Below are 12,591 nucleotides of genomic sequence, written 5' to 3'. Positions count from 1 at the left end.
CTCTCATCCCCTTGATTGTGATCTTTGTTCACATTTAAAGAAAAATGTAACTCAGTTGCATGGTTTATAAGCATTGAAACGTTTGCTTCTCAAAAATTTCAAATAATATCCATATCCTTTTTGAGGTTTTGGGAAGAGGGCCCCTTCCGAAAATATATATAAAAAAATAATCTGGAAGGAATTGAGATGACTTTATTTAAACGAAGCCTAGTCTGCATTGCTGTTGTCGGCTTAATGGCTGGTTGTAACGACGATGACACCAAGTATGTAGAAGTACCGTCGGATTACAGCCCTGTAGTCGCAGAAGGTAAAACACTAACCAACACGCCAGATGTGGTTGTGAAAGGTGAAGCGACACAAGCGGATGAGGTAACCATTGCTATCGCCGCAACATCGGATTTACACGGTCGTTTGTTTGGTTTTGACTACGCGTTGAACGCAGAAGACGATGACGCTGGTATTACTCGTGTGGCCACTTTGCTTACTGACCAAAAAGCGGCACATCCAAACATGATCCTGATTGATATCGGTGATACGGTTCAGGGCAACTCCGCACAGCTATTCAACGATGATCCAACTCACCCAGTGGTTGAGAGCATGAACTCTCTTGGCTTTGACGTTTGGGTACCAGGCAACCATGAATTCAACTTTGAGCGTTCGTTTGTCGATCGCAACCTCGATCATTTTAATGGTGCGGTACTGTCTTCAAACATCAAATGGGAAAGCAACGATGTGAACTACATTCGTGCGTTCCAAATGTTTGAAGTGGAAGGCGTAAAAGTGGCGATCGTTGGTCTAACGCCATCGAACGTGCCGAACTGGGAAGCGTCTGCACCGGATCACTTCAAAGGTTTGAAGTTTGAGAACGAATTAGATGCAACCAAAGAAGCGGTTGACCAACTGGTGTCTGAATACAATCCAGATGTGATTGTGGGTGCGCTTCACCTTGGTCGCCAAGAAGATGGTGGTGTAGGCGTTTACGAAATCGCGTCTGCAATGGCGGATAAATTTGACGTCATCTTAGCGGGTCACGAACACGCCAACTACATCGAACAAGTGAATGCAGATGGCACTGTTACACCAATCAGCAAATCCACATCAGAAATTGGCGGTGAAAATACGCTGATTGAAGATAAAGCGAAGTCTGGCGAATACAACCAAGACAATCGCGCGCAAAGCGTGAAAATCATTGAACCGGGCAAGTGGGGTGCTTACCTAGCGAAAGCTGAAATTCAATTGAAGAAAGTCGATGGCAAGTGGACGATGGAAGACACCACGTTGACTAACATTGGCACGAAGAAAGTGGAAGAAGAGCAAGCGCTGCAAGCGAAATTCCAATACGTGCACGATATCTCGGTTGAAGACGCCACTCGCGAGCTTGGCCGTGTAACGGGTAACTTCACACCAAGCACAACAGGTTACCCTGATGAAGCGACTGCGACGGATTACAACTACACGGCAGAGCGTTTGTACTCGACGATTCACCTTGCGAAAGTGGTTGATACGCCATTAATGGACGTGATTAACCAAATCCAAATGCAGAAAATCGAAGATGCGGTCGGTAAAGGTAATGGTGCGGTTGTGTCTGCTGCGTCGCTGTTCTCTGATCAATCTAACCTGATCGATGGTGAAGTGTACACCAAAGGTAAATCGACCAACTTGTACAAGTACGATAACACCTTGCTTGGCGTTGAGATGACAGGTGCAAACCTGAAACGCTTCATTGAGTGGTCATACTCTTACTTCAACCAGTATCAACCGGGTGACATTACGGTGTCGTTTAAGAAAGGCGCGCCAGCTTACCTGTACGATCAATTCGATGGTGACATCGAGTTCACTGTGGATCTAAGTAAACCGTCTCTAGAGTTGGATGAAAACAACACTGTGACGAATGAAGGTAGCCGCGTAAACATCACCAGCATTGGTGGCGAGCAGTTCGATCCAAACGCGACTTACAAAGTGGCGATGAACAGCTACCGTTTTGGTTCGCAAATCCAGAAGTTTGGTTGGGCGAGCAAAGACGACGTGTTCTACGACTCAGTGAACGAACAAGTCTACGCAATTCGCGACATGCTGACGGCGTATGTTGAAGAGAACAAAGGTATCAACGTGGCAGATTTCAGTGGTAGCGTTGGTAACTGGTCATTCACTCAATACCTACCAAGCGGTGATATCACGACACTGCGTGAGGGCGAAGGCAAAGCGCTGTGGGATCAATTGAAGAACATGGAAATCTGTGTCTCGATTGACTTGGAAAACCCGAAATACCCAGCGATTGTTAAGTCTGTGAACATCAATGATTCGTCTAGTTACTTTGTTAACCCTAACAAAGACGCGGAGACCCTTGATGAGAAAGTCGCAGGTTGTAACCCAACTCATTAATCCTGCATGTGGGCGCGGTAATCTTTACCGCGCCTAATTTTACTCACCAGAGGCAAAGCCGTTTAGTGAGTGATGTAGAAGAGTGCTTCATGATCAAAAGAATCTATAACCGATGGGGTTTCACCCTACTGATTACTATTATCTCCACGCTTATCTTTCAGTTTTCTTCTTCGTGGAGTGAAGATTTCCGTCCTAAATCTCGTCAGCAACAAGAGTTTGTTGAAGCGACCGTCACACGTTCGATTTCAAACCATGTTGCGCCAGATCCGCTCGTGCCAGATGTGATGACTGGCAAACAAGTCTTCATGGCAAAAATCCTTGAGGGAGAGAGCGAAGGCTTAGAGGTGGAAGTCACCAACCCTCTTAGTCGCCAGCACAACGTGTATGTCAGTGAAGGCGATACCTTCATCATGATGATCCGCGAAACCACCAATGGCACCGTTTATTGGGCGTACAACCACAAACGATCAGACGCTATTTATCTGATGCTTGCACTGTTTTGCGCGCTGCTGCTGAGCTTTGGTAAGAAAGAGGGCATCAACTCAATGGTCGCGCTCTATTTTACAGCGGCCTTGATCGTTGGCGTGTTAGTGCCGAGTATATTTGCGGGTTGGAATCCGATGTTGGTCAGCATCTTATTGATGGTGGTGATCATCGTGGTCAGTTTTATTCTTGTTTCTGGCTATAACCGGAAGAGTTTATGCGCCATGGGCGGCACGTTACTTGGCGTAATCGCTGCGGGTGTCATGGCGCAGTGGTTTGGCGAAATGGCACACTTGTCAGGCATTTACCTCGACAAAGGCGAAGACGTGATTTACCTAACGTCGGTGAAGATGGGCATCCGTTGGTTGATGTTCGTGACGATTGTCGTGGCGGCACTTGGCGCTGTTATGGACGTTGCGATTTCGATTGCATCGGCGTACGCGGAGCTGCAACAAACCGACCCGAAACTCAAACCAAAGCAGTTGGTTAGAGCGTCGATGAACATTGGTCGAGACATCATGGGCACCATGACTAACACCTTGATTTTGGCGTTTGCTGGTGGCTCATTGACGACCATCATGATGGTGTGGGGACTTAACATGCCAGCAAGCCAGTTTATGAACATGCCGCTGGTAGGACTCGCAGTGGTGAATGCGTTAGCGGGCAGTGTAGGTATTGTGCTTACTATCCCTTTTACTGCGTTTTTAGCGCCTTATGTGTTTAAACATCCGCAAGTGGATACGCAGCTAGAGCAGGAGCAAAAGAAGGTTGAGCAAGACGAAGTTCAGCTGTTCTAACGATATAAAACCGCAATGAAAACAAATGCAAAAAGGGCGTTCCGATGAGCGCCCTTTTTAAGTTTCAAGTGTTGTAGAAAGGGGCGATTACCAACCTTTCACTACGCCACCTTTGAAGATGTCTTTCGCTGCTTCGTAAACTTCATCAGTTTGGTATGCTTTCACGAAGTTTTGTACGTTAGCTGCTTGAACGTTGTCTTCACGAGCAACAATTAGGTTTACGTATGGAGACTCTTTGTCTTCTACGAAGATGCCGTCACGCTCAGGTGTTAGGTCGATTGAGCTTGCGTAAGTTGTGTTGATGATAGAAACCGCTACGTCATCAAGAGAGCGTGGAAGTTGTGCTGCATCTAGCTCCACGATAGTGATGTTTTTCGGGTTACCAACGATGTCACGTACTGTTGCTTGTAGACCAACGCCATCACGCAGTTCGATCAGGCCTTGTTGCTCAAGAAGTAGAAGTGAACGACCAAGGTTGGTTGGATCGTTTGGTACTGCGATACGAGCGCCATCTTCGATCTCATCCACTGATTTTACTTGCTTAGAGTAACCAGCAATTGGGTATACGAAAGAGTTACCAGCCGTTACTAGCTTGTAGCCACGGTCAGTTACTTGCTGGTCTAGGTATGGCTTGTGTTGGAACGCGTTTGCGTCGATTGAGCCATCATCTAGAGCTGCGTTTGGTGTTACGTAATCAGTAAAGGTAACAAGCTCAACGTCCAGATTGTATTTCTCTTTAGCAACTTTTGCTGCAACTTCAGCAACTTGTGCTTCCGCACCTGCCATAACGCCAACTTTTACTTTGTTCACGTCAACTTCTTTTTCGCCACAACCAGCAAGAACCAGTGCAGAAGCGGCAGTTGCAACAGTCAAAAGACTCTTAAGGCTAAATTTCATCTTTATCTCCTTATAATTGGTATTTTCAATTCTTATCTGTGGTCTACGCGGCGTACGATTGCATCACCGATAGACTGAATAATTTGTACTAGAACAATCAGCATCACGACAGTTACGGCCATGATGACAACATCATAACGGTGGAAGCCATAACGGATGGCTACGTCACCAAGACCGCCACCGCCTACTGTCCCCGCCATTGCTGAATAGCTTACTAGTGTTACTAGGGTAATCGTCACTGAGTTAACAATAGTCGGCATTGCTTCAGGAAGCAGAACTTTTGTGATGATTTGTGTCGGTGTCGCACCCATAGATTGCGCGGCTTCAACCAAACCTGATGGAACTTCCAGTAGTGCGCCTTCAATTAGACGCGCCACAAATGGGATAGCACCGATGGTCAAAGGAACGATGGCTGCTGTTGTACCGATAAAAGTACCAACCAACAGTTTGGTTACTGGGATAATCGCAACCATCAATACTAGGAAAGGAACCGAGCGGCCCACGTTGACGATCGCGCCAAGAATGCCGTTGAGTTTGGTGTTTTCCAGCAGGCCACCTTTTTTAGTGGTATGCAGAATCACACCAAGAGGAATACCAACTGCGAAACCAACGATGCCCGCAACCGCCACCATGTAGAAGGTTTCCCACGTTGCGCCTAAAAGTAGGTTGCTGTTTAAGCTCAGCCATTCAGAAATCGTATTAAAGGACATAGCCAAGTACCTCTACTTTCACGTTGTGCTCACGCAGGAATTCAATCGCTGCGTTATCGTCTTCTTCACTACCAAACAGTTCTGCGACCATCATGCCGAACTTCACGCCGCCGGCGTAATCGAGATCAGAACTTAGGATGCTCACGTCGATGTTGTACTTACGAGCGATTTGCGTCATCAGAGGGGCATCCACAGTTGCGCCAGTAAACTCTAGGCGAACCAATGGGTAGCTGTTTTCTACGCGCGTGGTTTGTAAGCGTGCTTGGTAATCTTCTGGGATAGAAAGATCCAAAGTAGAGCGAATGAACTCGTGTGCCAGTGCAGTCTTCGGATGCGCGAAGATTTCACCAACGGTGCCTTTTTCCACTAGCTCACCATCACCGATGATCGCCACTTCGTGACAGATGCTCTTAACCACTTCCATCTCGTGAGTGATCAGAAGAATGGTGATTTCTAGCTTGCGGTTAATTTCTTTGAGTAGTTCTAAGATGGACTGAGTCGTTGCTGGATCCAGCGCGCTGGTTGCTTCGTCACATAGTAGAACGCTAGGGTCTGATGCCAGTGCACGTGCAATTGCCACACGTTGCTTTTGACCACCACTTAGGTTTGCTGGGTAGCTTTCATGCTTGTCTGAAAGACCAACAAGCTTAAGTAGCTCAGTCACTTTTGTTGTGATTTGCGATTTGTCTTTGCCTGCTAGCTCAAGAGGGAGTGCGACATTGTCGAAAACGGTGCGAGACGACAGCAGGTTAAAGTGTTGGAAGATCATCCCGATATTACGGCGAGTTTCTCCCAATTGCTTTTTGCTTAATTTGGTTAGATCAACGCCATCTACGATGATGGAACCCGATGTTGGGGCTTCCAGCATGTTCACACAACGGATCAGGGTACTTTTACCCGCGCCCGATGAGCCGATAACACCAAAGATGGTGCCCTTCGCGATATCTAGATTAATGTCCTTAAGGGCAAGAATTTCCTTACTGCCTTGGTAGAACACTTTATTGACGTTTTTTATTTCTATCATGTTTCAACCTGCACAGAGATACTGGGAACTTCGCTGTTAAAAACGGCTTTTAACAGGAGTAAATTTTGAACTCTATCTCAATTCTCAGTTGATGCTATGGGTTAAGCAGTAGTAAGTCAATAGATATTTTTACGTCTAGACGTCTAAATGTATGGATGTTCTGTTGGGAAAATAAAACAGAGGATGTTTGGCGGAAAGGAATATAAAAGAGGGATATTCAAGATTTACCGATTCTCGGGCGACAAATCAACTGTTTTGTCGCTCACTCACGCCAATTAGATAGTGTGAGTGCTTATAAGGTATGTAATAATCTGATGAAACCGAGTAAATAGAGAAATACGTTTTGGCAAAACCTGCTGTTTTTATCGATCGTGACGGCGTGATCAACGTTGACCACGGCTACGTTCATGACGAACATGATTTTGAGTACATTGACGGTGTCTTTGAAGCGACAAAAGCGCTGAAAGATAAAGGCTACCTGTTGGTGCTTGTGACCAATCAATCTGGCATTGCACGTGGTAAATTCAGCGAAGACCGTTTCTTATCTCTGACTCAGTGGATGGACTGGAACTTCGCTGACAATGGCGTTGAGTTCGATGGCATCTACTACTGTCCACATCATCCTGAACATGGCATTGGTGAGTACAAGCAAGATTGCGAGTGCCGTAAGCCAAAACCAGGCATGTTTATTTCTGCACGTGATTTCTTGAAGATCGACATGGAGAAATCTGTGATGATTGGCGACAAAGCCGAAGACATGATGGCAGCAGAAGCAGCAGGCGTTGGCACTAAGATTTTGGTTCGCACTGGTAAGCCAGTAACAGAACAAGGCGAAGCGATTGCAACGGTAGTATTAGATAGCATTGCAGACGTGCCTGCGTACCTAAACAAGTAATCTTCATTACTGACTGAGATAAGGGAAGCCGCTGCTTCCCTTTTGTTTGATTCCTTCTTTTAGTCTGAACACTTATGAGCAAAAAACTCACCATTCTTGATATCGCGAAACTGGCTGGCGTGGGCAAGTCGACGGTCAGCCGTGTGCTTACCAATGATCCCAAGGTAAAACCGCAAACGCGTGAGAAGGTAGAGCAAATCATTCGTGAATCAGGCTACGTCCCATCAAAGTCTGCGCAGTCGATGCGTGGTGGCAGCCAAAAGGTGATCGGCGTGATCATCTCTCGTTTGGATTCGCCATCAGAAAACCGCGCCGTTGGCACTATGCTTAATGCTTTGTACTCAGCCGGATACGATGTCGTGATCATGGAGAGCCAGTTCGATCGCGATAAAACCAATGAGCATTTGGATGTGCTTAAACGTCGCAATGTCGATGGGGTGATCGTGTTTGGCTTTACTGGATGTGATGAGCAAGCTTTGGCGGAGTGGGGCAATCGCATAGTCGTGATCGCGATGGACACGAAAATGGTTTCCTCGATCAACTACGACAACCAAGGCGTTATCGATATGGCGCTCTCTCATCTCGAACAACAATCTATTTCTCGTATTGCCTACATTGGTGTTGATCCAGAAGACCGCACCACTGGTCTCGCTCGCCTAAATGCTTACCAAGTTTGGTGTGAGCAAAAGCGCATCGAACCTTGCTTTCAAACCGGTAAGCTCAACCACGAAAGTGCTTATCAGTTGGTGGATCAAGTCCTTCAATCCGATACGCAAGCCATTGCTTGTGCCAGTGATACCATTGCTCTAGGTGTGATTAAACGTCTGCAAGAAGTGGGACGTGAAGACGTGGTGGTTACCGGTGTCGGTGGTAACGAATTACTTTCTTTTCTCTTCCCTAATGTCTTCAGCGTGGATCCTGGCTACTCTCATGCTGGCGAAAAAGCCGCTAACATGCTGATTAATCAATTAAATGGTGATGAGTCTGTGGTGCATTTTACCCAGCAGCCTATCCGTCATTAATCCACCTTTCGATGATCTGCTCTAAAATTATACTGTGATCATTCTCAATTAATGGGACTGTTCCCATTTTGTTTTTGAATGCGAAATGGCACTATTAAAATCATTAAATGGGAATGTTCCCATTATAAGAATAAAACGATGAATTGAATGTATCCAATACAGGGTGGACAAAGTTATGAGTAAGATTGCGCGTCAAGATGTACAGCGTCTTATTGAGCTGGTCGGGGGATCGGACAATATTGCCAGTGTAAGCCACTGCTTAACTCGCTTGCGTTTCGTGTTGAATGACACTGACAAAGCCGATACAAAACAGTTAGATGCACTGCCTATGGTGAAGGGCTGCTTTACCAACGCAGGTCAATTTCAGGTCGTCATCGGCACTGAAGTTGATGAAGTTTACAAAGTACTGATCGAGCTAAGCGGCAAAAGTGAATCGAGCAAAGATGAATCTAAGAACGCAGCTCGTCAAAACATGAATATTGTTGAGCGTGGCATTTCCCACCTTGCTGAAATCTTTGTACCACTGCTACCAGCGATCATCACCGGTGGTCTGATTCTTGGCTTCCGTAACGTGATTGGCGACATCAAGATGTTTGATGGTCAAACGCTAACGGAAATCAGCCAGTTTTGGGCTACGGTACACTCTTTCTTATGGCTAATTGGTGAAGCGATCTTCTTCTTCCTACCGGTTGGCGTGTGTTGGTCGACAGTGAAAAAACTCGGTGGTACTCCGATTCTGGGTATCACATTGGGTGTCACGCTGGTTTCGCCACAGTTAATGAACGCCTACCTAATTGGTAAGCAAGTACCTGAAGTATGGGACTTTGGCTTATTTGCCATCGAGAAAGTGGGCTACCAAGCACAAGTGATTCCGGCAATGCTTGCTGGTATGGCTTTGGCGTTTATTGAAACCAACTTAAAACGCATCATTCCGTCTTACCTCTACCTAGTGGTCGTGCCGTTTGTCTCTATCATTGTGTCTGTGATTCTTGCGCACTCTATCATTGGTCCATTCGGTCGTATGTTGGGTGACGGCGTTGCTTTCGCAGCAAAAGCAGCCATGACGGGTGACTTCGCAATGATTGGTTCAACCATCTTCGGCTTCCTATACGCACCATTGGTCATTACCGGTATTCACCACACTACCAACGCGGTTGACCTTCAACTGATGCAAGAGCTAGGCGGCACGCCAATTTGGCCTCTGATTGCGCTTTCAAACATTGCTCAAGCGTCTGCAGTAGTTGGCATCATTATCATCAGTAAAAAACATGGCGAGCGTGATATCTCAGTACCTGCGGCTATCTCAGCTTACCTTGGTGTGACTGAGCCAGCGATGTACGGCATCAACTTGAAATACAAATTCCCAATGTTAAGCGCGATGATCGGTAGTGCGATTGCAGCTGCTATCTGTGGCAGCGCAGGTGTGATGGCGAACGGTATCGGTGTGGGCGGTTTGCCGGGCATCTTGTCTATCCAACCGCAGTTCTGGGGCGTATTTGCTCTGGCGATGTTGGTGGCGATTGTGGTTCCAGTAGCGCTGACGCTTGTGTTGTATAAGCGCGCACAGATGAAAGGCGAGTTAGAAACCGCTAACGCGTAATTCAAACCGAGGCGGCTATTTGGCTGCCTCGTTTATCTCCTCTATTTTTTAAGATTTTTAAGTTTCCGTTTAATGGTAAGTGAGCGTTAGAAATGGCAATGACCAAGCATGATGAGAGCTGGTGGAAAACCGCAACCATCTACCAAATTTACCCAAAAAGCTTTTGTGACAGTGGAAGTAAAGGCACGGGCGATATTAAAGGGATCATTTCTAAACTGGATTATCTAAAACACCTTGGTGTGGATGCGATTTGGCTGACGCCGGTTTACCAATCGCCAATGATCGACAATGGTTATGACATTTCTGATTACTACGCGATCAACCCAGATTTCGGCACCATGCAAGATTTCGATACCCTGTTGGCTGAGGCTCACCAGCTGGGTATTCGAATCATCATGGATATCGTGGTCAACCATACTTCGACAGAACACAAGTGGTTCCAATCAGCGCTGGGTGATAAAAACAGCCCGTACCGTGATTACTACATCTGGAAAGATCCGGTAGATGGTGCAGGGCCAAACAACTGGCAATCTAAGTTTGGTGGCAACGCTTGGGCGCTGGATGAAAAAACGGGTCAGTACTATTTGCACCTTTTTGCTAAAGAGCAAGCGGACCTAAACTGGGAAAATCCGGTAGTGCGTGAAGAGGTGAAAGAAGTCATTAGCTTCTGGGCAGAGAAAGGTGTCGATGGTTTCCGTCTTGACGTTATCAACCTGATTTCCAAGCAGCAAGATTTCCCAAGTGACAATATTGGTGATGGTCGCCGTTTCTACACGGATGGTCCACGTGTGCACGAATACCTTCAAGAGATCAGTGAAGCCGTGTTCCAAAAATATGGCAGCGTGACGGTAGGTGAAATGTCTTCCACCACGCTAGAGCATTGCCAGCAGTATTCAGCGCAAGATGGCAAAGAGCTGTCGATGGTGTTCAATTTCCACCATCTTAAAGTCGATTACCCGAATGGTGATAAGTGGACAAAAGCACCGTTTGATTTCATTCAACTGAAACAGATCTTCAACCATTGGCAAACCGGCTTAAATGGCAAAGGGTGGGGCGCACTATTTTGGTGTAACCACGACCAACCACGCGTTGTGAGCCGCTTAGGTAACGACGAACAATATCGTGTTGAATCTGCCAAGATGCTTGCGGCATCAGTGCACATGATGCAAGGCACGCCTTATGTTTATCAAGGTGAAGAGATCGGCATGACCAACCCGGGTTACACTGAAATCAGCCAATATCGCGATGTTGAAAGCACGAACATGTACGACATTATGGTCAATCGCGATGGCGTATCTCACGACGATATGATGGCGATTTTGGCACAGAAGTCGCGTGATAATTCACGTACGCCAATGCAATGGAACAGCGCGAAACATGCGGGCTTTACTGAAGGCACGCCGTGGTTAGAAGTGGCTCAGAACTATTCAGAGATCAACGCGGAAGCCGCAATTGCCGATTTGAACTCGGTGTTCTACTTCTACAAGCGTCTGATTGAACTGCGTAAACAGGTTCAAGTGATCACTGATGGTCGTTACGAGGACTTGCTGCCAGAGCACAAACGTATTTTTGCTTACGCTCGTCAGAACGACAAACAAACGCTGCTTTGTATTAACAACTACTACGGCGAAGAAGTGGAGTGTGTGTTACCAGAGCGCTTTGACATGAGCAAAGCCAAGAATCTGCTTTCCAACTATCAGAATGCGACCAGCGCGATTGCTTCTAATCACCAAGTTCTGCGTCCTTACGAAACACGCATCTTGCTGATTGAATCTTAAAGGCAAATAAAAAATACCCCTAAGGATTTCGATCCTAAACAAAAGGCTTTGGAGTGCTCCCCAAAGCCTTTTTTCTATGAGATAAGATTGCGGCTTATGCTTTCTCGATCTTGCTCAGTGTTGCTTTCTCTTCACTGATTTGAGTCTGTTCGGTTTTCAACAGTTCAACTTGCTCAATCAAGCCTAGTGCAGGGTTAAACCAACGCTCTGCTGATGTTTCAAATTCCATAGAATCCATACCCTCACATCTTAGGTTGTAGGTGTTCTTCTCGGTTAGGTATGCCGCTTCAATCGATTGGCCAGATACAGTGAAGGTTTTGCGCGCACCTGTCTCAGTGATTTGTTGGCTCCACCAAGCTTTGCAATCTGCGTTATCTGGCAGCTGTTCTACCCATTCGTGATCCTCAAAATCATTCAAAAGGTTAGCCACTTGTTCACCATTCAGCGATAAATCAATAGAGATGGTGTTTACGCTGATATCAATGTTCGGATCTTTCTCCTTAACCGTCGAACCTTCCAAGCGAAATAGAGGGCTGCTGTTCATCACTAACGAGATTAGCTTGTGGTCAACCAGAAAAGTATCGTTGAATTCGTGGAGTGCACCGTCTGTGCCTGCGAAGTATAGGTTTTCTTCGCTTTCAGGTTTACCTTCGATATCTTGCGTTGATAAGTAAAACTGAGTGATGCCATTGTTGATGAGATCATTAATGATTGGAGCGACGATTGCTGCGTCTGGATCTTGCTCGGCAAAATCGACAAGGTCTTGAGCACTGATAGGCTTAAAGTTCATTATCATGCTACCGGCAGGCTGCGCATCTACAGCGAACGCATAGCCTAGTTTTGTGGTTTCAACTGGCGCGAAAGTCGCATTTTTTATTGGGTAATCAAAGCTATTTTGTGGACCTTTATTGCCGCTTGAAGAGCCAGAAGAAGAGCCGCCACCACAGCCGTAAAGTGCGATCGTAGCTGCTGCGATAAGCGTCATTTTTTTAAGCATGAGTTT

Annotated in this window: 10 protein-coding genes; 6 read left to right on the top strand and 4 right to left on the bottom strand. The window is 46.4% G+C overall.

Annotated features, from left to right (window positions below; genetic code table 11):
- The first annotated feature begins 186 nt into the window (after positions 1 to 186).
- Positions 187 to 2,382 carry a 5'-nucleotidase C-terminal domain-containing protein gene (locus KJB05_RS14460; RefSeq protein ID WP_208444809.1) on the top strand — a complete coding sequence of 732 codons (2,196 nt, stop codon included), beginning with the start codon at positions 187 to 189 and terminating at the stop codon, positions 2,380 to 2,382.
- A gap of 89 nt (positions 2,383 to 2,471) precedes the next feature.
- On the top strand, positions 2,472 to 3,662 hold the full coding sequence (locus KJB05_RS14455) for a YibE/F family protein (protein WP_208444808.1): 1,191 nt from the start codon (positions 2,472 to 2,474) through the stop codon (positions 3,660 to 3,662).
- Positions 3,663 to 3,749: 87 nt separating this feature from the next.
- Here KJB05_RS14455 and KJB05_RS14450 read toward each other — a convergent pair whose 3' ends face one another.
- The 3 genes from KJB05_RS14450 to metN are packed head-to-tail and all read right to left on the bottom strand — an operon-like array spanning position 3,750 to position 6,293.
- Positions 3,750 to 4,559 carry a MetQ/NlpA family lipoprotein gene (locus tag KJB05_RS14450; protein WP_005440125.1) on the bottom strand — a complete coding sequence of 270 codons (810 nt, stop codon included), beginning with the start codon at positions 4,557 to 4,559 and terminating at the stop codon, positions 3,750 to 3,752.
- Between the two features lie 32 nt (positions 4,560 to 4,591).
- The gene (locus KJB05_RS14445; RefSeq protein ID WP_009705638.1) at positions 4,592 to 5,269 is read right to left on the bottom strand and encodes a methionine ABC transporter permease; all 678 of its coding nucleotides are present in this window, start codon (positions 5,267 to 5,269) and stop codon (positions 4,592 to 4,594) included.
- The gene (gene metN / locus KJB05_RS14440; RefSeq protein ID WP_005440122.1) at positions 5,259 to 6,293 is read right to left on the bottom strand and encodes a methionine ABC transporter ATP-binding protein MetN; all 1,035 of its coding nucleotides are present in this window, start codon (positions 6,291 to 6,293) and stop codon (positions 5,259 to 5,261) included. Before metN ends, KJB05_RS14445 begins: the two co-directional genes overlap by 11 nt.
- A 343-nt stretch (positions 6,294 to 6,636) precedes the next feature.
- Between metN and gmhB the strand changes: the two genes are divergently transcribed.
- From gmhB to treC, 4 genes are all read left to right on the top strand, one after another.
- Positions 6,637 to 7,188 (top strand): D-glycero-beta-D-manno-heptose 1,7-bisphosphate 7-phosphatase, encoded by a 552-nt coding sequence (gene gmhB / locus KJB05_RS14435; RefSeq protein WP_005381961.1) that lies wholly within the window; start codon positions 6,637 to 6,639, stop codon positions 7,186 to 7,188.
- Between the two features lie 74 nt (positions 7,189 to 7,262).
- Positions 7,263 to 8,210, top strand: a complete 948-nt coding sequence (treR, locus tag KJB05_RS14430; protein WP_208444807.1) for a trehalose operon repressor TreR — start codon at positions 7,263 to 7,265, stop codon at positions 8,208 to 8,210.
- A gap of 175 nt (positions 8,211 to 8,385) precedes the next feature.
- Positions 8,386 to 9,810 carry a PTS trehalose transporter subunit IIBC gene (treB, locus tag KJB05_RS14425; protein ID WP_005440120.1) on the top strand — a complete coding sequence of 475 codons (1,425 nt, stop codon included), beginning with the start codon at positions 8,386 to 8,388 and terminating at the stop codon, positions 9,808 to 9,810.
- Between the two features lie 92 nt (positions 9,811 to 9,902).
- A complete protein-coding gene (treC, locus tag KJB05_RS14420; RefSeq protein ID WP_208444806.1) occupies positions 9,903 to 11,588 on the top strand; it encodes an alpha,alpha-phosphotrehalase in 1,686 nt (561 codons plus the stop codon).
- A 94-nt stretch (positions 11,589 to 11,682) separates the two neighbouring features.
- Here the strand turns inward: treC and KJB05_RS14415 are convergent, their stop codons facing one another.
- Complete coding sequence (locus tag KJB05_RS14415) at positions 11,683 to 12,585, bottom strand: hypothetical protein (protein ID WP_208444805.1); 903 nt, start codon at positions 12,583 to 12,585, stop codon at positions 11,683 to 11,685.
- Between the last annotated feature and the right edge of the window lie 6 nt (positions 12,586 to 12,591).

This window comes from Vibrio sp. B1ASS3, assembly GCF_905175355.1.
GTDB classification, from domain to species: Bacteria; Pseudomonadota; Gammaproteobacteria; order Enterobacterales; family Vibrionaceae; genus Vibrio; species Vibrio owensii.
The sequence above is the reverse complement of the archived record's forward strand: the minus strand, read 5'-3'. Positions and strand labels throughout refer to the sequence as shown.